Origin of the sequence: Methylobacillus draconifructus (genome assembly GCF_045984385.1) — a bacterium.
GTDB lineage: Bacteria > Pseudomonadota > Gammaproteobacteria > Burkholderiales > Methylophilaceae > Methylobacillus > Methylobacillus flagellatus_A.
In genome coordinates, this window is sequence record NZ_JBJQIJ010000001.1 from 484,852 (window position 1) to 504,385 (window position 19,534).

At 57.4% G+C, this 19,534-nt stretch carries 16 protein-coding genes; 11 read left to right on the top strand and 5 right to left on the bottom strand.

What is annotated here, in order from left to right:
* Window positions 1-32: 32 nt before the first annotated feature.
* The 5 genes from ACKF11_RS02415 to waaC all read right to left on the bottom strand — a co-directional run bounded on the left by ACKF11_RS02415 (window position 33) and on the right by waaC (window position 6,340).
* On the bottom strand, window positions 33-1,262 hold the full coding sequence (locus tag ACKF11_RS02415) for a Bcr/CflA family multidrug efflux MFS transporter (RefSeq protein ID WP_407995827.1): 1,230 nt from the start codon (window positions 1,260-1,262) through the stop codon (window positions 33-35).
* Between the two features lie 234 nt (window positions 1,263-1,496).
* Window positions 1,497-2,621: a molecular chaperone DnaJ gene (dnaJ, locus tag ACKF11_RS02420; RefSeq protein WP_309564697.1), complete on the bottom strand. Its 1,125-nt coding sequence runs from the start codon at window positions 2,619-2,621 to the stop codon at window positions 1,497-1,499.
* A 73-nt stretch (window positions 2,622-2,694) separates the two neighbouring features.
* Window positions 2,695-4,614, bottom strand: a complete 1,920-nt coding sequence (gene dnaK, locus ACKF11_RS02425; RefSeq protein ID WP_407995828.1) for a molecular chaperone DnaK — start codon at window positions 4,612-4,614, stop codon at window positions 2,695-2,697.
* Window positions 4,615-4,745: 131 nt separating this feature from the next.
* A complete protein-coding gene (grpE, locus tag ACKF11_RS02430) occupies window positions 4,746-5,273 on the bottom strand; it encodes a nucleotide exchange factor GrpE (RefSeq protein WP_309564699.1) in 528 nt (175 codons plus the stop codon).
* 113 nt (window positions 5,274-5,386) lie between these two features.
* The gene (gene waaC, locus ACKF11_RS02435) at window positions 5,387-6,340 is read right to left on the bottom strand and encodes a lipopolysaccharide heptosyltransferase I (RefSeq protein ID WP_407995829.1); all 954 of its coding nucleotides are present in this window, start codon (window positions 6,338-6,340) and stop codon (window positions 5,387-5,389) included.
* 70 nt (window positions 6,341-6,410) lie between these two features.
* Between waaC and ACKF11_RS02440 the strand changes: the two genes are divergently transcribed.
* The 11 genes from ACKF11_RS02440 (at window position 6,411) to ACKF11_RS02490 (ending at window position 19,533) form a co-directional block, all read left to right on the top strand.
* Window positions 6,411-7,586, top strand: coding sequence for a glycosyltransferase family 4 protein (locus tag ACKF11_RS02440; protein ID WP_407995830.1), 1,176 nt, complete (start codon window positions 6,411-6,413; stop codon window positions 7,584-7,586).
* On the top strand, window positions 7,583-8,419 hold the full coding sequence (rfaP, locus tag ACKF11_RS02445; protein ID WP_407995831.1) for a lipopolysaccharide core heptose(I) kinase RfaP: 837 nt from the start codon (window positions 7,583-7,585) through the stop codon (window positions 8,417-8,419). Before ACKF11_RS02440 ends, rfaP begins: the two co-directional genes overlap by 4 nt.
* Window positions 8,420-8,453: 34 nt before the next feature.
* Window positions 8,454-10,157 carry a phosphoethanolamine transferase CptA gene (gene cptA, locus ACKF11_RS02450; protein WP_407995832.1) on the top strand — a complete coding sequence of 568 codons (1,704 nt, stop codon included), beginning with the start codon at window positions 8,454-8,456 and terminating at the stop codon, window positions 10,155-10,157.
* The gene (locus ACKF11_RS02455; protein WP_407995833.1) at window positions 10,150-11,634 is read left to right on the top strand and encodes a lipopolysaccharide kinase InaA family protein; all 1,485 of its coding nucleotides are present in this window, start codon (window positions 10,150-10,152) and stop codon (window positions 11,632-11,634) included. Before cptA ends, ACKF11_RS02455 begins: the two co-directional genes overlap by 8 nt.
* Before the next feature lie 14 nt (window positions 11,635-11,648).
* Window positions 11,649-13,367: a carbamoyltransferase family protein gene (locus tag ACKF11_RS02460; RefSeq protein WP_407995834.1), complete on the top strand. Its 1,719-nt coding sequence runs from the start codon at window positions 11,649-11,651 to the stop codon at window positions 13,365-13,367.
* A 143-nt stretch (window positions 13,368-13,510) separates the two neighbouring features.
* Window positions 13,511-15,325 carry a phosphogluconate dehydratase gene (gene edd / locus ACKF11_RS02465; RefSeq protein ID WP_407995835.1) on the top strand — a complete coding sequence of 605 codons (1,815 nt, stop codon included), beginning with the start codon at window positions 13,511-13,513 and terminating at the stop codon, window positions 15,323-15,325.
* 156 nt (window positions 15,326-15,481) lie between these two features.
* Window positions 15,482-16,111, top strand: a complete 630-nt coding sequence (eda, locus tag ACKF11_RS02470; RefSeq protein WP_309564706.1) for a bifunctional 4-hydroxy-2-oxoglutarate aldolase/2-dehydro-3-deoxy-phosphogluconate aldolase — start codon at window positions 15,482-15,484, stop codon at window positions 16,109-16,111.
* Window positions 16,112-16,206: 95 nt separating this feature from the next.
* Window positions 16,207-16,875, top strand: a complete 669-nt coding sequence (locus ACKF11_RS02475; protein ID WP_407995836.1) for an HAD family hydrolase — start codon at window positions 16,207-16,209, stop codon at window positions 16,873-16,875.
* Complete coding sequence (locus ACKF11_RS02480) at window positions 16,869-17,558, top strand: BUD32 family EKC/KEOPS complex subunit (RefSeq protein ID WP_407995837.1); 690 nt, start codon at window positions 16,869-16,871, stop codon at window positions 17,556-17,558. The genes ACKF11_RS02475 and ACKF11_RS02480 overlap by 7 nt, the downstream gene beginning before the upstream one ends.
* 3 nt (window positions 17,559-17,561) lie before the next feature.
* Complete coding sequence (locus tag ACKF11_RS02485) at window positions 17,562-18,701, top strand: glycosyltransferase (RefSeq protein WP_407995838.1); 1,140 nt, start codon at window positions 17,562-17,564, stop codon at window positions 18,699-18,701.
* Complete coding sequence (locus ACKF11_RS02490) at window positions 18,682-19,533, top strand: FkbM family methyltransferase (RefSeq protein WP_407995839.1); 852 nt, start codon at window positions 18,682-18,684, stop codon at window positions 19,531-19,533. Before ACKF11_RS02485 ends, ACKF11_RS02490 begins: the two co-directional genes overlap by 20 nt.
* Window position 19,534: the final 1 nt, after the last annotated feature.

The following is a 19,534-nucleotide window of genomic DNA, read 5'->3' on the forward strand; positions in this document are numbered from 1 at the left end:
TAAAAAGCCCGCGAATAATCGCGGGCTTTTTGTTATCTGCTGTGTCGCCGGATGTAGCGCACGATGATCAGGCGGTGCGCCAGCCACGCCCCTATGCCGCATGCCGCCATGACAGTCACCATCGGGAAGGTCGTGCCGTCGTGCAACAAGTTGACGAGACCGCCTGCAACGGTGGCCAGGCCGAACTGCAGCGATCCCATCAGAGCGGACGCCGTACCTGCCTGCTGGCCATGGGTGGCCAGCGTGGCAGCGCCCGCATCGGGGCCGATATAGCCGATGCTGGCGACAAAGAGGAAAATGCCGATCAGCAATAAGGGTAGCGTGATGTGCCCGGTGAGCGACAGGCCCAGCAACAGCACGCCGATGCCGCCAGGCAGCCACAGGGCGCGTGAGAGCAGCACGGTGGCCTTGTGCTTTTTCAGGCGCCAGGCGTTGATCTGACTGACCAGGATCAACCCCGAGGCGTTCATCCCGAAAATCCAGCCGTAATGCTGCGGCGGGATGTGGTAGTACTCGATGAAGACAAAAGGCGAACCGGCAATATAGGCAAACATTCCGGCGCGTGCCAGGCCACCGCTCAGCGTATAGCCGATGAACCTGCGGTCTACCAGCAGCTTGCCGTAGTTCCGTATGATGCGGCTCAGCGCCAGCGGCGGTTCGTGACGCGTGTCATGGGTTTCCTCGAGCTGGAAATACACCGCAATCAAGCCCAGGATGCCAGCTACGCCCAATGTAATGAACAGGGCACGCCAATCGAACACTGTCACAATCCAGCCGCCGACGAGCGGCGCGAGAATGGGCGCTAGCCCCATCACCAATATCAGCATGGAAAATGCGCGCGCCGCATCATTCGCGCTACAGCGGTCGCGGATGACCGCCATCGCCACCACCATCCCCGCACAGCCGCCCAGCGCCTGCAGAAAGCGCCAGAAAATCAGTTCGGGGATACTGCTTGTGAAGGCGCAACCGAACGAAGCCAGGATATAAATCACCAGCCCGACGAGCAGGGGAGGACGCCGCCCGAAGCGGTCGCTGAGCGGGCCGTAGAACAACTGGCCGATTGCCAGCCCGACAAAATAACTCGCCAGCGTCAGCTGTGCGCTGCCTGCCTGAGCGAGCAGGCTTTTCTCGATCGCGGGAAAGCCTGGCAGGTACATGTCGATCGACAGCGGTGCAAGGCCTGTGAGGGCCCCCAATAGCAGCAGCCAGCCGCTCATGAGGGAAATGTTGGAGTTAGAGGAGGCAATATTTTTGTTGGACATGGAATATAGGCTTGTCTTGGCAGATGACAGGCTGCAAATGCAACAATCTGCTATGGATATAACAGATGACAAGCAAGGATGAATTTAGTTTGGGGCCGAATGAAAATTATTTGGTGCTGGACTCTTGCACATGAATATGGACGTTTTGTCCAAGTAATTTATGTTATGCCGAGTACTGAATAATTAAAAAGAAAAAGCACGGGTTGTACCGTGCTTTTTCTTTCATTTCAAGGTTTACTGAAAGAAATCCTTCACCTTGGTCATCCAGGATTTGGCCCGTGGGCTGTGTTTCCCGGAATCCTGCTGGTTGATGTCTTCCAGTTCGCGCAACAGCTCCTTCTGACGCTCGGTCAATTTGACAGGCGTTTCCACCACGACATGGCACATGAGATCGCCCATGTCGCTGCTGCGCAATGGCTTGATGCCTTTGCCGCGCAGGCGGAATACGGCGCCGGTCTGGGTTTCCGGCGGCACCTTCATCTTGGCGTGGCCGTCCAAGGTCGGGATTTCGATCTCGCCGCCTAGCGCCGCGGTGGTGAAGCTGATCGGCATTTCGCAATGCAGGTTGGCGCCGTCGCGCTCGAAGATTTCGTGCTTCTTCAAATGCACCACGACATAGAGGTCGCCCGGAGGGCCGCCGTTGACGCCAGCTTCGCCCTCGCCAGAGAGGCGGATGCGGTCGCCCTCGTCCACGCCTGCCGGAATCTTAACCGACAGCGTCTTGTGTTGCTTAACGCGGCCACCGCCATGGCAGGTCGGGCAGGGTTCCTTGACCATCTTGCCTGAGCCGTGGCACTTGGGGCAGGTCTGCTGCACGGAGAAGAAACCCTGCTGCATGCGCACCTGGCCGTGGCCGCCGCAGGTGGTACAGGTGACGGGCTGCGTGCCTGGGCGTGCACCCGAGCCGTGGCAGGTCTCGCATTCCGCCATGACGGGAATGCGGATCTTGGTCTCGGTCCCGCGCGCGGCGTCTTCGAGCGAGATTTCCATGTTGTAGCGCAGGTCTGCGCCACGGTAGACGTTGGAGCGTCGGTTGCCGCCGCCTCCGCCGCCGAAAATATCGCCAAAGATGTCGCCGAACGCATCGGCAAAATTGCCGAAGCCGCCGGCACCTGCTCCAGCACCTGCGCTCGGGTCCACACCGGCATGGCCGTATTGGTCGTATGCCGCGCGCTTCTGGTCGTCGGACAGGATTTCGTAGGCTTCCTTGGCTTCCTTGAAGCTTTCTTCGGCCTTGGGGTTGTCCGGGTTGCGGTCCGGATGGAATTTCATCGCCAGCTTGCGGTAAGCCTTCTTGATGTCATCGTCCGAGGCATCGCGGTTGACGCCCAGTACCTCGTAATAATCTCTTTTTGCCATATTTCTCTACTAACAATAAATGAGGCACAGCAGGGAAAACCTGTGTGCCTCATGAGGTTACATGGTAAAGGATTTACTTCTTGTCATCCTTGACTTCCTCGAACTCGGCATCCACCACGTCGGCGTCCACGGTCTTTTCCTGTGGTTCGCCTTGCTCGGCAGCGGTCTCGGCTTGGCTCGCGGCATAAACTTTCTCGCCTAGCTTCTGCGAAGCCTCGATCAAGGCGGTGGTCTTGCTCTCAATGGCGTCCTTGTCGTCGCCCTTGACGACGTCTTCGAGCTCCTGCACGGCTTTCTCGATGGCTTCCTTCTCGGCGGCGTCGAGCTTGTCGCCGTGTTCGGACAGGGACTTCTTCACGCTGTGGATCGCGCCGTCAGCGCTGTTGCGCGCGTCGACCAGTTCACGCAGCTTCTTGTCTTCATCTGCGTACTTGGCCGCATCTTCTTCCATGCGCTTGATCTCTTCATCAGACAAACCGGAGTTTGCCTTGATGGTGATTTTGTTTTCCTTGCCGGTCGCCTTGTCCTTGGCCGATACGTGCAGGATGCCGTTGGCGTCGATGTCGAATGTGACTTCGATCTGCGGCATGCCGCGCGGTGCCGGCGGAATATCGCTCAGGTTGAACTGGCCCAGGCTCTTGTTGCCGGAAGCGACCTCGCGCTCGCCCTGCAGCACGTGGATGGTCACGGCGGACTGGTTGTCGTCGGCTGTGGAGAACACTTGCGATGCCTTGGTCGGGATCGTGGTGTTCTTCTGGATCAGCTTGGTCATTACGCCGCCCAGGGTTTCGATACCGAGGGAGAGTGGTGTTACATCCAGCAGCAATACGTCCTTCACGTCGCCTTGCAGCACGCCGCCCTGGATGGAAGCGCCTACGGCCACGGCTTCGTCAGGGTTCACGTCCTTGCGTGGTTCCTTGCCGAAGAATTCCTTCACCTTTTCCTGCACCTTGGGCATACGGGTCTGGCCGCCGACCAGGATCACGTCCTGGATGTCGGAAACCTTGACGCCTGCGTCCTTCAATGCCACTTCGCAAGGCTTGATGGAGCGCTCGATCAGGTCTTCCACCAGGCTCTCGAACTTGGCGCGGGTGATCTTCACCACCAAGTGCTTGGGCCCGGAAGCATCCGCCGTGATGTAAGGCAGGTTGACTTCGGTCTGTGTGCTGGAGGAAAGCTCGATCTTGGCCTTTTCGGCAGCTTCCTTCAGGCGTTGTTTTGCCAGCAGGTCGTTGCGCAGGTCGAGGCCGTTTTCCTTCTTGAACTCGTCGGCCAGGAAGTCGATCAGGCGGTTGTCGAAGTCTTCGCCGCCGAGGAAGGTGTCGCCATTGGTGGACAATACTTCAAACTGGTGCTCGCCGTCGATCTCGGAGATTTCGATGATGGAGATGTCGAAAGTACCGCCGCCCAAGTCGTAAACGGCAATCTTGCGGTCGCCTTCCTGCTTGTCGAGGCCGAAGGCCAGCGCAGCCGCAGTCGGCTCATTGATGATGCGTTTGACTTCCAGGCCGGCAATGCGGCCGGCGTCCTTGGTGGCCTGGCGCTGTGCGTCGTTGAAGTAGGCCGGCACGGTGATGACGGCCTCGGTGACTTCCTCGCCCAGGTAGTCTTCCGCAGTCTTCTTCATCTTGCGTAGCACTTCCGCGGAGATTTGCGGAGGCGCCAGCTTGCTATCGCGCACTTCCACCCAGGCGTCGCCATTGTCTGCCTTGGTGATGGTGTAGGGCATCAGGCCGATGTCCTTTTGCACTTCCTTCTCATCGAAGCGGCGGCCGATCAGGCGCTTGACGGCGAACAGGGTGTTCTTGGGGTTGGTCACCGCTTGGCGCTTGGCTGGCGCACCAACCAGGATTTCACCGTCTTCCTGATACGCAATGATGGATGGCGTGGTGCGGGCGCCCTCGGCGTTCTCGATCACGCGCGGCTTGCCACCTTCCATCACGGCTACGCAGGAGTTGGTGGTGCCTAAGTCAATACCAATAATTTTTCCCATTGTCTTGATTCCTTGTGTTCTTTTGACTCTATAAAGTGGATAACTATGTTGCCAAAGTGGGGATAGGCGATGCGATTTCAAGCCTGTATGCAAAAATCGCCTGCAAATATCCTGTTGGCAACCGAAGGGGTTTATTTCGCGACCATGACCAGTGCCGGGCGCAGCACGCGTTCGTTGAGGGTGTAGCCCTTCTGCAGCACGTTGACCACGGTATTGGCCTCGGCATCGCTTTCAACCGCGCCGATCGCCTGATGCTTGTTGGGGTCGAATTTCTCGCCGACCGGGTTGATTTCGACAATGCTGAATTTCTCGAATACGGAAGTCAGTTGCTTGGCAGTGAGCTCAACGCCGTCGCGATAGCTTTCCAGTGTGGCGGAACCCACGTTCAGTGCGGCATCCAGGCTGTCCTTGACGGCGAGCAGCTCGTTCGAGAACTTTTCCAGCGCGAACTTGCGCGCCTTGTCGATATCATCCGCTGCACGGCGACGGATGTTTTCGCCTTCCGCCTTGGCATACAGCACGGCGGCTTGCTGCTCGGCCAGCTGGGCTTCCAGTTCGGCAATCCTGTCATCAATCGAACCTGCTGCACCAGCTTCTTGCGCTGGGGTGGCGGCATTTTCCTGCAGGTCGGTTTCTGGCGTCTTGTCTTCGTGTTGCATGATAGTCCCTGTTGGTGATGATGTAACAACGAAGCAAATGGGGGTATATGCCCGGATTACAAGAGGGGCGGAGTAATTTTATTCGAACGGGATTGGATGAACCGGCTAGCGTGCTATTGTGCCGTGACCTGCGCCAAGGCCTCCAGCACGGCATCGACTGCCGGAACCTGGCCTTGTCCGCCCAGGTTGCTGATCTTGTGCTTGTCTTGCGCAAGCACCCCCGTCAGCCGCGGGTCGGTGTCGGTATAGATCGCCACGGTGGGCCGGTTGAGCGCAGCGGCAAGATGCACCAGGCCGGTATCGACGCCGATCGCGGCATGGCTGCTGCCGATCACGGCAGCGAGCCGGGTGAGGGACAGCCGCGGCAGCACCACGCAGCCGGGGACGGCGCTGGCAATGCGCTGCGCGCGGGCTTCCTCACTGGCATTCCCCCAGGGCAACGCCAGTTTCAGGTCCTGCTGGAGCAAGGCGTTGCCCAGCTGGATCCAATGGTTTTCCGGCCACAGCTTGGAGTCTCGGCTGGTGGCGTGCAGCCCGGCAATATAACGGCTGGGCAATCCCAGCGCGGCGTCGGGAGCTACGGTATGAATCCCGTAGTCCGGCGGGCTGGATGGAATGGCATAGCCCAGCGCGCGTGCCGCCAGTTCGCGGTTGCGTGCGACTGCGTGCTGGCCGAGTGCCACGGGATGGCGTTGCTGGTAGAGCAGGGCCGCCCAGGATTCCCGCGCGGATGCGCTATCCTGTCCATGATAGGCGCCGCGGGCTTGCCAGCCGATCAAGGCGCTTTTCAGCAGGCCTTGGGTGTCGATGACATAGTCGTAATAGTGCGCGCGTAACTGGCGCCGCATGTGGCGGATTTCCTGCCAGGTGTTGGCCTGGAGCAAGTGTCTGCGCCAGCGCCGGACTGCGACAGTAATGACTTCGCTGACGCTCGGATGCAGCCTCGGGATGTCGGCAAAACTTTCTTCCACCACCCAGTCTATCTCCATGCCGGGCAACATGGCCTTGATGTCCGTAATGACGGGCAGATTGTGGATGACATCACCCAAGGAAGTGGTTTTGATCATGAGCAAACGAGGCATGGGCGGCATTTTCGCATACAATTCAGCTTCTTTTCCCAATTGAAGGCTAGAGCCATTGAAGTTTGCTTTCCTGATCTTCAAGTATTTCCCTTATGGCGGCATGCAGCGCGACATGCTGCGCACTGCCACCCGGCTTGCCGAGGCCGGGCATTCCGTGGATATTTTCACCATGTCGTGGGACGGCCAGATGCCAAGGGAAGACCTGCCGGAAGGCAATATCCGTGCGCACATCATGCCGGGAAATGGCTGGTTCAACTTCCAGAAATACCAGGATTTCATCGGGCAGGTCCAAGCCCGCATTGCGCGCGAGTTCAGTTTCGACTTGGTCGTGGGGTACAACCGCATAAGCGGCTTGGACGTATATTTTGCCGCCGACCCATGTTTTATCGAGCGGGCTCACAAGCAGCGCAATTGGCTTTATCGACTGACGCCGCGCTACCGCTGGTTTCAGAAGATAGAGCAGGCCATTTTCTCTCCGCAGGCGAAGACGCAGATGCTGATGGTGGACATGGCGGAAAAAGCCGTATTCCAGCGCTGGTACCAGACCCAGGACGACCGCTTCCACTACATTCCGCCCTATCTTTCCGGTGAACGCCTGCAATTGCATGACCGTGCGGAAATGCGCTCCTATCTGCGTGATGCGTTCAACCTGCCGCCGGAGACGAAGATTGCCCTGCTGGTAGGCTCGGGGTTCTACATGAAGGGGCTGGATCGCGCTGTGCAGGCATTGGCAAGTTTGCCCGCCGACATGCGCAAGGATTTCAAGCTGATCGCGATCGGGCAGGACAAGCCTGCGCCGTTCATCAGGATGGCAAATAAGCTCAAGGTGGCGGACAACCTGATCATTTCACGCGGCAGGCCCGACATCCCGCAATTGATGCAAGGCGCGAATTTCTACCTGCATCCGGCCTACCGGGAAAATACCGGGTTGGTTATCTTGGAGGCGCTGGCAAGCGGCTTGCCCGTGCTGGCGACAGCCAGCTGCGGCTATGCGGTGCATGTCCAGGAGGCAGATGCCGGGCAAGTGGTGCCGGTGCCGTTCGAACAGGCGACGTTGAACCGGATGCTGCAGGAGATGGTGTCGCTTGTGCATGCAAGGGACACCCGGTTGGAGAAGTGGCGCGACAACGGTTTGCAATATGCGCGCAGATTAATGATGGAAAACGACGGCAGCGCCGAGGCAGCGATCATGCTGCGTATTGCCGGGCAAAAGCAGGAGGCGGCGATATGACGTGCGAGGTGTTGCAGTTGTCCCCGGAACTGGCGCAGGCGCTGGGGGCGGGCGACATATTCTCCCGCGTCATGGCGCTGGATGGGGAGGTTTTCCGCGATGTGCCGGGACGCAAGACCATCCGTGTTCAGCTCGCCGGCCAGCCCTATTTCATCAAGCAGCACTTCGGCGTGGGCTGGGGGGAGATTTTCAAGAATCTGCTGGCGCTCAAGGTGCCCGTGGTCAGTGCAAATACTGAGAAGCAGGCGATAGAAAAGCTGGGCGAGATCGGTATCGCCACCACGCCGCTGGCAGGTTTTGGCAGCCGGGGGTGCAGCCCGGCAAGCCGGCAATCTTTCCTTATCACCCGCGACCTAGGCGAGATACTGTCGCTGGAAACCCTGGCGGACCAGTGGATGCAGGCGCCGCCCGAGCCGCGCTTTAAGCGCCGCTTGCTGCTGGAAGTCGCCGCTTTGGCAGCCCGACTGCATGACAGCGGCCTCAATCACCGTGATTTCTATATCTGCCATATCTGCCTTGACCTGCCGCGGCTCAGGCACGGAGATATCCATTTGTATCTCATAGACCTGCACCGGGTCGGAATTCGTGAGACAATCCGCCCCCAGGATCGCATGAAGGATATAGCAGCATTATATTTCTCTGCGATGAATGCGGGACTAGTCCCCAGGGATTATCTGCGTTTCCTGCGCCGTTACCGTGGTAAGCCGATCAGGCAGGTCATACGCGAGGAGCGTGATTTCTGGCAGCAGGTGCAGGCCCGCGCAATCAAACTTTATATCAAATTACACAAGGTTGAGCCTGGGCTGCACCAGATTGGCGGTATGATCGGCTAATGCATGGCAGCTCTGGCGTACAGCCGGAAAATCTATGCAAATGCCATTCAAGTTCGCCTGGAAGCGTTCCGACTGGAGCGCTTGGTTCAACTACTACCTGTTCTTCTTCTATTTCTCCGGCATCACGCACATCTTGCTGCAAATCAGCGGGGCGACCATCTTTGTCGGCATGCGTCAAGCGGTTGTGATGAGCCTGCTGTGGCTGATACCGGTCATGCTGGTGCCGCGCCACGCACGCAAGATAGCCGCCGTGATCGGGCTGGTGCTATGGGTGTTCTCGCTGGTCAGCCTCGGGTATTTCTGTATTTATGGGCAGGAGTTCTCGCAAAGCGTGATGTTCACGATTTTCGAGTCCAATCCGGCCGAGTCCAGCGAGTTCATTGCCCACTACTTCGTCTGGTGGATGATCCCGGTATTGTTATTGCATAGCGGAGTGGCGTACTGGCTCTGGCGCAGGCTGGGACCGCTCCAGATCAGCGCACGCGCGGCTTGGGCAGTGACCGCCGGCATCCTGGTCTTGCTGTTCGTGCAGCCGATGTTCAAGTCGATGGTGGTCAAGGGATCGAATCTCGACGATGCCGTGGAGAAATTGCAAACGCGCATGGAGCCTGCCGTGCCCTGGCAGATGGTGATAGGTTACATCCATTACCGCAAGCAGCTTGCCAATATGGAAACCTTGCTCGAGCAGAACAGCAGGATTCCGCCGCTATCCAACCTGCAGGACGCCAACGCCGGCCAGCCTGCGACTTTGGTGCTGGTGCTGGGCGAATCGACCAACCGCCAGCGCATGAGCCTGTACGGCTACCATCGCAAGACGACGCCCAAGCTGGACGCCCTGCGGCAAGAGTTGAGCGTGTTCGACAATGTGGTGACGCCACGGCCCTACACGATAGAAGCACTGACCCAGGCCCTGACTTTTGCGGACCAGGAACATCCCGAGCTGTATCTCACCAAGCCTTCGCTCATGAACATGATGCGCCAGGCGGGTTACAAGTCGTACTGGATCACCAACCACCAGACGATTACCAAGCGCAATACCATGCTGGCCAACTTCTCCAAGCAGACGGACGAGCAGTTCTACATGAATAACAGTCGTGCACAGAACTCCCGCGAGTATGATGCCAATGTATTTGCCCCGTTCGAGGAAGTGCTGCGTGACCCTGCGCCCAGGAAATTCATCATCGTGCATTTGCTTGGTACGCATATGAAATATGAGTACCGTTACCCTGCGGAATTTGACGTCTTCAAGGGGCGCGAGGGCGTGCCCGCGATACTGAACGAGGGGCAGGCCAAGGTCTATAACCAGTATGATAATGCCGTGTTTTACAATGATTACGTGATGTCCACCCTGATTGAAAGCCTGCGCGAGCGCGCCCCGAACAGCCTGCTGGTCTATTTCTCCGACCACGGCGAGGATGTCTACGATGCACCGGGCCATGGCATGCTGGGGCGCAACGAGGCCAAGCCCACCCTGCCTATGTATACGGTGCCTTTCATCATATGGGCGTCCGAGCAGTGGAGGGCCGGGCATGACATGCGCTTCGACGGCATACTCGAGCGCCCCTACAGTAACGCGCATTTCATCCATACCTGGGCGGATCTGGCCGGCTTGAGCTTCGACGGCTTCGAGCCGTCGCTCAGCATTGTGAATGCGCAATTTAAGGAGCACCCATTGCTGGTTGGCGACCCGTATCAGCCTGACACCATCCGTCCGCTGGACATTCATGCCCATGACTGACCCCGCTGCGCCCTCCATCCCTGATTTGCAGCAATATGCAAAAGGGGCTGCTTCTGCAACATTCGGCCTGGTGCTGGATGACGGCAGCGAATTGCAGTCGTTGGAGGTCGTGCGTCGTGTCCCGGGCAAGCGCCTGGTTTGCCGCGGCTTGCTGAACGGGCAGGCCATTTACGCCAAGTTTTTCATCGGCGGCCAGGCGGCCAAGTATGCGGCGCGCGACAAGCGCGGCTCCCTCTGGCTGGCGCAGGCGGGGCTTGCAACACCTGCCTTGCTGCTTGAGTCCCGTGTGGCGGATCAGGGGTGCGAAGTCCTGCTCTATGCAGCCGTTCCAGCCCGCAATGCCGAGCAGGTTTGGCAAGATATGGATCCTATGGACAGGCTTGCGCTGGCCCAGCGCCTGGTTGCGGAGGTTGGCAGGCATCACCGCGCGGGACTGCTGCAAACGGACTTATACCTAAAAAACTTTCTGGCGGATGCGCAGGCTATCTATACCCTGGATGGTGACGGCGTACGGCAGCTGCGCGCCTTTGGCAGGCAGCGGCAACAATGGGACAACCTGGCGCGGCTGATCTCGAAGTTCGATGTCGATGCAGTGTCTGCCTGGTTGCCCGGCCTATTGCAACAATATGCGGCCACGGCAGGCGAGCAGCCGCCCGATATCGGCAGAATGCAGCGGCTTATCGCGCGGCACTGGCAATACGAGATGCGCCAGTACGCGAGGAAAGTGCAGCGCCCGTGTACCGATGTCTATGTGGAGCAGACATGCCGGCATTACCTGGCGGTCAATCGCGCCAAGGACAGCCAGGTGTTGCGGCAGGTATTGGCCGCGCCCGACGGTTTGCTCGATGCCGCAGGCGCATTGCGGCTCAAGAGCGGGAATACCTGTACCGTGGCTGCGATTGAAATTGATCAGCGCAACATGGTGATCAAAAGGTACAATATCAAGAATTTCTGGCATGGCCTGGGCCGTGCTTGGCGGCCTTCCCGGGCTATGCTGTCATGGGCCAATGCCTTCCGCTTGCAGTTGAAAGGCATTGCTACCCCGACGGCCGTGGCCGTGCTGGAGCGCCGGTGGCTGGGTTTGCGGCGCGAGGCTTATTTGCTGACCGAGTTCGTGCATGCCTGTGATGCGGCGGAGTTCTATGCCGATGCGTCAATCGATCAGGAAGCGCGCGAGCAGGTAGCGCGGCGCATCGCCAGGCTGTTTTTCCAGTTATTTTGCCTGCAGCTGGAGCACGGCGATTTCAAGGCGACCAATGTCTTGATACATGACCAGCATCCGTTGCTGATCGATTTGGACAGCATGCGGCAACATAGGTGCAGAAAGCGGTTTGAGCGCAGGCACGTGCGCGACCTGCAGCGGTTCTTCAAGAACTGGCAGGCCGACGCCGAGACCAGCTGGTTGCTGACAAAGGCCTTCAGGGCGGTTTATACGGATGGTCGCGTGCTGGACCAGGCGGGCATCGTAGTTAAATAAAGCGAAAAAGACGAATGATCATTCTAGGTTTATCAGGTGCGTTGGGGCATGACGCCTCGGCTGCCATTATTGTGGATGGAAAAATTGTAGCGGCTGCGGAAGAAGAGCGTTTCATCCGCGACAAGCATGCCAAGAACAAGTTTCCCCTGGAAGCGGCAAAATACTGTCTGCGCGAGGCCGGGGTGCGGCCCGAGCAGGTCGATATCGTCGCGTTTCCCTATGGCGAGATTCCATTGAGCAGCGGCGCGCGCTGGCATTATGCCAAGCGCTACTGGTATGCGCCCGACCGCGCGCTCGATGCCATCTTCAACGGCAACCGCCGCTTCCGTCGCAACCGCGACAAATCCCTGGACCTGATGCGCGAGCTTGGCCTGACCAAGGCGCGCTTCGTGCCGGTCGAGCACCACCTGGCGCATGCCAGCAGCGCCTATCACCTGAGCGGATTCAAGGAAAAGACCGCGATTGTCGGCATTGACGGCAAGGGCGAATACGCCACGACCTTCTTCGGCTACGGCGAGAACGGCAAGATCCACAAGATCAAGGAATTCTACGATCCGGACTCCCTGGGAGGCATGTACGGCGCGATCACCGAGTACCTCGGCTTCGAGATGCTGGACGGCGAATTCAAGGTCATGGGCATGGCGCCCTATGGCGATCCCAAGCGTTACGATTTGTCGCGCCTGGCCAAGTTCGAGAACGGCGAACTCGAGATCAATACCGATTACGTCAACGTGGTCGGCCTGCGCCGCTACAAGGAAAAAGGCAAGGGCTTCTACTTCACGCCCAAGTTGATCGAGTGGCTGGGCCCCAAGCGCCAGGGCGACGAGATCGACGACCCCTATATCCATTACGCCGCCTCCGTGCAGCAGTTGCTGGAAGACATTGCGCTGGAAATGATCGAGTACTATCTCGGCGACATCATTCGCGAGACCGGCCGCATTGCGATGGCAGGCGGCGTGGCGCTCAACGTCAAGCTCAACCAGCGCATCATTGCCTTGCCGCATGTGAAAGAGCTGTTCGTGCAGCCTGCATCCGGCGACAACGGCACCTCGCTGGGTGCCGCCAGCTATGTGGCTGCGGAGATGGGCGAGCCGCTGGAGCCGATGCGTCATGCCTACCTCGGCCCATCTTTCACCACAGAGGAGTGCCTGGCGGCCTGCGAGGCGCATCCTGCCAAGCCCAAGTTCCAGCGCATTGAAAACGCGCCGCAGAAAGGCGCCGAAATCCTGGCAGCCGGCAACCCGCTGGCCTGGTTCCAGGGCCGCATGGAATTCGGCCCGCGCGCGCTGGGCTGCCGCAGCATCCTCGGCGATCCCAGCCATCCCGGCGTGGCCGACCGCATCAATGCGCAGATCAAGTACCGCGAGCGCTGGCGGCCGTTCTGTCCCAGCATGCTGGACCGCGTTGCGGCGGACATCCTGCAGACCGACCATCCTGCGCCTTACATGACGTTTACTTTCGATGTGGCCGAGCACTGGAAGCCGCGCATTCCAGAGGTCGTCCATGAGGACGGCACTGCACGCGCGCAGATCGTGACCAGGGAAACCAATCCGCGGTATTACACCTTGATCGAGGAACTCGAACGCCTGCGCAATGTGCCTGTGGTGCTCAATACTTCATTGAACCGGCGGGGCGAACCGATGATTTGCAGCCCGACGGATGCACTCAATATGTTCTACGGGTGCGATCTCGAATATCTTCTGATGGAAGATGTCCTCGTGACCAAAAACTAGGCCGGGCAGGGCTTGCAGCGAGAGAACAGATGTTGCAAGCCCATGGTTTTTTTACCTTATCCCAGTCGTGGTTAATTTGACGATGCCCGGCGCTTTCAGCGATAATTCCCGGCTAAATTCAACTTTTCAGCAGTACACAATTAATGACACAAACCCTGATAGAAGTCACCGAGCGCATTCGGGAACGTAGTGCGCCGACCCGCAAGGCCTACCTGCAACGCATCGACCAGATCATCAACCGCACGCGCGGCGCTGATCGCCTGGGCTGTGCGAACGTGGCGCATGCCTTTGCCGCCCTGCCTAACAACGACAAGTTCCGCGTCGTAGCGGAAAAGGCGCCGCATATCGGTATCGTGACGGCTTACAACGATATGCTGTCGGCACATCAGCCATACGAGACCTATCCCAATATCATCCGGGACGAAGCGCGCAAATATGGCGCGACCGTGCAGGTGGCAGGCGGCGTGCCCGCGATGTGCGACGGCATTACCCAGGGCGAACCCGGCATGGAGCTGAGTCTGTTCTCGCGCGATACCATCGCGATGAGTACGGCGGTCTCCCTGTCCCACGATGTGTTCGATGCGGCCTTGATGCTTGGCGTGTGCGACAAGATCGTGCCGGGGCTGCTGATCGGCGCCTTGCATTTCGGCCACTTGCCGACCGTCTTCGTGCCTGCGGGCCCGATGGCGACCGGCATAGACAATACCACCAAGTCCAAGGTGCGCGAGAAATACGCCCAGGGCCTGGTTGGCCGTGACGAGCTGCTGGCATCCGAGTCCGCCGCCTATCATGGCGCCGGAACCTGTACCTTCTTCGGCACCGCCAACAGCAACCAGATGCTGATCGAGGCGATGGGTCTGCATGTGCCGGGCGCCGCCTTCGTGCATCCGCACGACGATATGCGCGAGCTATTGACCCGTGAGGCGGTCAAGACCGTACTGTCCATCACCAAGGGCCAGCGTTTCACGCCGATCGGCAAGCTGGTGGACGAGCGCGTCATCGTCAATGCGATCGTGGCACTGCTGGCTACCGGCGGCAGTACCAATCACCTGATTCACTGGGTGGCCGTGGCCCGGGCGGCTGGCATCATCATCGACTGGTCCGATTTCTCCAAGCTGTCGCAGAACACCCCGTTGCTGGCACGTGTTTATCCTAACGGCACAGCCGACGTGAACCAGTTCCAGGCGGCTGGTGGCCCAAGTTTCGTGATCCGCGAGCTGGTGGATGCCGGCTATATGCATGGCGACGTGAGTTCCGTCGTGATCGGCGGTTTGCGTGATTTCGGCAAGAAGCCGGTCAAGTCCGACGACAGCCTGATCTGGGTCGACTTGCCGAAGGAAAGCCCTGATGAAACGATCGTGCGTAACGCCTCCAAGCCGTTCAGTTCCTCTGGCGGCCTGCGCCTGTTGACCGGCAATTTGGGCCGTTCCGTGATCAAGAGTTCTGCCGTGCCGGAAGACCGCCAGATCATTGAAGCCCCTGCCATTGTGTTCAACGGCCAGGAGGAATTGCTGGCAGCGTTTGAGCGCGGCGAGCTGGAAAAGGATTTCATCGCGGTCGTGCGCTTCCAGGGACCGCGCGCCAACGGCATGCCTGAACTGCACAAGCTGACCCCGCCGTTGTCCGTGTTGCAGGGCAAGGGTTTCCGCGTCGCGATCGTGACCGACGGCCGAATGAGCGGCGCCTCCGGCAAAGTGCCGGCTGCGATCCACTTGAGCCCGGAAGCCGTTGCCGGCGGCGCGATCGGCAAGATCCGCACGGGCGACATGATCCGCCTCAATGCGATTGTCGGCACGCTGAATGCGCTGGTCGACGATGAGGAGTGGCAGGCACGTACCGTGGCGGTGATGACCGAAGCCCAGCGTAACAACAATGGCCATGGCATTGGCCGCGAATTGTTCGGCGGGATGCGCAAGAATGTGCACAGCGCCGAAGAAGGCGCCGTCACCTGGCTCTAGCTCATTTGAAAATGCGCGGGGGACTGCGTTGTTTTTTGCTTGCCGTACTAGCTACTGTCTGCGCTCAAACGCCTTGTCCGCCGCGATTTTGAAATGGCAATATAGTTTGCCTTCCCACTTGTAGATTTTTAATAATCAACCATAGGTATATAGAACATGAGCACACTCGATTTAGCCAACCATGGCCCGGTAATCCCGGTCATTGTCATCAACAAGGTGGAAGATGCCGTGCCTATGGCGGAAGCATTGCTCGAAGGCGGCATCAAGGTGCTGGAAGTGACCTTGCGTACGCCAGTGGCGTTGCAGGCGATGGAAGCCATCGCCAAGGCCGTGCCTGATGCGATTGTCGGCGCTGGCACGGTGCGTAGCATCAAGGATGCGCAGGCTGTGAAGGATGTCGGCTGCAAGTTCGCCGTCAGCCCCGGCTATACCAGCGAGATCGGCCGTGCGGCGCGTGAAATCGGTCTGCCGTTGCTGCCGGGCGTTTCCACCGGCAGCGAGATCATGCAGGCGAATGCCGATGACTACTATTTCCTCAAGCTATTCCCGGCCGTTGCCGTGGGCGGCATCAACCTGCTCAAGGGCTTTGCCGGCCCGTTCGGCGATGTCAAGTTCTGCCCCACTGGCGGCGTGACGGTGGAATCCGCCCCGCAATTCCTTGCACTGCCCAACGTCGTGGTATGCGGCGGCACCTGGCTCACGCCTGGCGATGCCGTGGCGCGCAAGGATTGGGCGCATATCACCAAGCTGGCGCGCGAAGCCAGTGCGATCAAGGCTGCAGCCTAACAAGCAATACCAGGCCCCTCTCGGGGCCTGTAGTCTTCATATCCCCAGGCTGTGCACATGCCAATTGCCTATGGCACCAACCTTCAGGTCGCGCTATGCTGAATCTCGAGCAATACCACACATGGGTGTTTGATTGCGATGGCGTCATCCTCAACTCCAACCATCTCAAGATCGAGGCGTATTACGCCACTGCCAAGAACTTCGGCGCGGACGACCAGCAAGCGCAGGCACTGGTGGATTACCACATCAAGCTGGGCGGTATTTCCCGTTTCGTCAAATTCGAGTATTTCCTCAAGCAAATCCTGAAAAAGCCGTTTGCTCAGGATGATGTGGAATTCTTGTTGCAGGATTTCGGTCGCGAGGTGCGCGAGCGCCTGGCAAATTGTGAAATTGCGCCTGGGCTGCAGGCACTGCGTGAAAAAACCGCAGCCAGCAATTGGCTAGTGATTTCAGGTGGGGACCAGGAAGAGTTGCGTGCCATTTTTGCCGAGCGTAAGCTGTCCTCATTGTTTGATGGCGGCATTTTCGGCAGCCCGGATAACAAGGACGAGATCATGGCGCGCGAAACCGGCCGCGATAATATCCGCCGGCCCGCGATTTTTATCGGCGATAGCCGTTATGATCATGAGTCGTCGAGCCGTGCCGGCCTGGATTTCGTCTTTCTGCACAAATGGACCGATTTCCCCGGTTGGCAGGCTTATTGCGCCAGCCAGGATATTGCTACATTGCCCGATATAAACGCCTTGTTAACGCATACATGCTGATTCCCCGCCTGAATATTCGCAACAGCCACCTGCTTACCCCGGAAGACTTCGCGCAATTAAGCCGGAATGCCAAGGTGCTCGAGCAGGATGAGCGCGGCATTAAAGTGCTGCAGATGGTGAATGGCAATATCCTCAAGGTATTTCGCGTGCGCCACACCTTTACCTTGGCCCGCGTGTATTCCTATGCGCGCCATTTCTGCCGCAATGCGGATAAGCTCAAGCAGCTCGGCGTTCCTACGGTCGAGATCGTGCAATTGTTCCATTTCGAGGAAAGTACCGATACTGCCGTACTCTACCGGCCGTTGCAGGGGCATACCTTGCGACAATTGCATATCTCCGGTTTGGCGGAGCATGGACTCATGGAAAGTTTTGGACGTTTTGTCGCGCAACTGCATCAGCATGGCATTTATTTCCGCTCGCTGCATTTTAGCAATGTCGTCAGGATGCAGGACGGACGGCTTGGCTTGATTGATATTGCCGATCTCAAGGTGTATCGGCATGGCCTGACCAACTGGCATCGCGCGCGTAATTTCCGCCATCTGCAGCGTTGCCAGGCGGATTGGGAGTCATTGCCTATGGCCGAACGCAAAGTGTTTGCGGATGGCTATTTCTCCACGGCGCAATTGCCGCCCAAAGCCGCGTCTGCGCTTAGGCAGAGGCTGAAGTTTTTATCCGGTGCTTGAAATATGTACGTACTGCATATCTGCCATAGCTATTATCCTCCCTTCCTCGACTGCGCACGCCAATATGCTGCCTTGTTCAAGGATAGTCCCTACAAGGTGGTGACGGTCTACCTGACTGGAAAGCCAGATCCCGAGGTGGAGCGAGGCAGCGCTTCCGATGAAGTGATTTTCCTTGGCTATAGCAGCAAACAGGTAAAAGGACTCAAACTAGGGGCGATTGCCAAAATCAGGCAATTGGTGAAAAGCCGGGACTTCGCATTTTGTATTGCCCATCGCGCCAAGCCTACCTATGTGGCATTGCTCGCTACCGGTCTGCCAGTTGTGAGCGTACATCATAACTACAATGACTATGGGCGGTTTACCCGCCGTATCCTCGTCAACTTTTACCGCAAGCGACTATTGATGCTATGCGTATCGGATTCCGTGCGGGACGAAATGCGCCAGCACCTCAAACACTGGCCAGCCGAGCAGATCCAGACCTTGTATAACCGCATTGACGTGGACGCGGTCAGGCAATCCCTGTTGCCCAGGCAGGAAGCACGCCGCCGCCTCGGGCTGGAAGACGATACCTACGTGATTGCCAATGTTGGCCGCTTGCATCGGGACAAGGACCAAGCGACCCTGCTGCGTGGTTTTGCCCAGGCACTGCCGGGGCTGCCTGCGAACACCCTATTGTTGATTATGGGAAAGGGCCCGTTGGAGCTGGAGTTGAAGTCGTTGGCCAGTGCATTGGGTATTGCCGACAAAGTCTGCTTTGCAGGCTTAGTGCCGGAAGCAAGGCGGTATTTCCGGGCGTTTGATTTGTTCGTTTTGACCTCGGATCACGAGCCTTTTGGCATGGTGTTGCTTGAAGCGATGGCGGCGGAATTACCGATCATCTCTAGTGATAGCGGAGGTGCAGCGGAAGTAGTACATGGCTCCGGTGCTTTGTTTGAGTTGGGGGACGGCAGACAGTTGGCAAATTTGTTAGTTGAACAAGCGTTATTGTCATCTTCAGACAGGCATACCTGTAACGTGTTAGGTTCCAAATTCAGTGATATAGCTGCGAGACAGCATTTTTTCTCACTATCCTTTATTAAAGACGTGTTATCAATCAAGCATCTATCAAGAATTGGAGAGTGCGATGCATCGTTCCCTGATTAAGCTAACAACAAAACGAGGTAAAATACTGAATGCCTTTGAAGGTGATTCCATTACGCGGGAAATCCAGCATAAGGGGGAGTATGACAGTAATATATTGGATTCATTAACTGATGTCTTGGCAGTTATTAGGCCTGAAACCAGTCTCGATATTGGTGCCAATATTGGTAATCATACGCTAGTGATTGCTGATTACTCTCGCCGTCTAATTGCATTTGAACCAGTAGATTTTATTTTTCAGGCGCTCACGATCAACATTGAGCAAAATCATGCCAAACATGCAGAGGCTGTAAATGCAGGACTGTCTAATCTTGCCCAAGAGGTGGATATCTTTATTCCGGATAATGCTAATCTTGGTTCTTCCAGCCTTGAGATTATGGAGAGTAGTGGGCAGAAATTAAAGATCAGCACCTTGGTTGGAGATGATTACTTAGCTCAACAGGAAGTAAAGCAAGTAGATTTCATCAAAATGGACGTTGAAGGTCATGAGGTTCCTGCTCTTCAAGGACTGAAGCATACTATTCAAATACAACAGCCTTTGTTGCTGTTGGAGTATAAAAATCAGAAAACTATTGATGGGTTTATTGGAAATGACCTATTTAATACACTGTTCTCTGGATATACCATTTTTTCCATTACTGTGACAAACAGCAAGAAAGTCCATGGTAAAGGAATGTGCGGCTTCATCAAAAGATTTTATTACAAGTACTTTGATAAGCGCTGGGTGTTGTCTGGTTTTTCTCCAGAGAAAAAATACTCCAATATTTATCTTGTTCCTGAAAGATATCTGTCGAAGTTTCAAGGATATCCATTTATGCCGCATTTTGCTAAGTAGA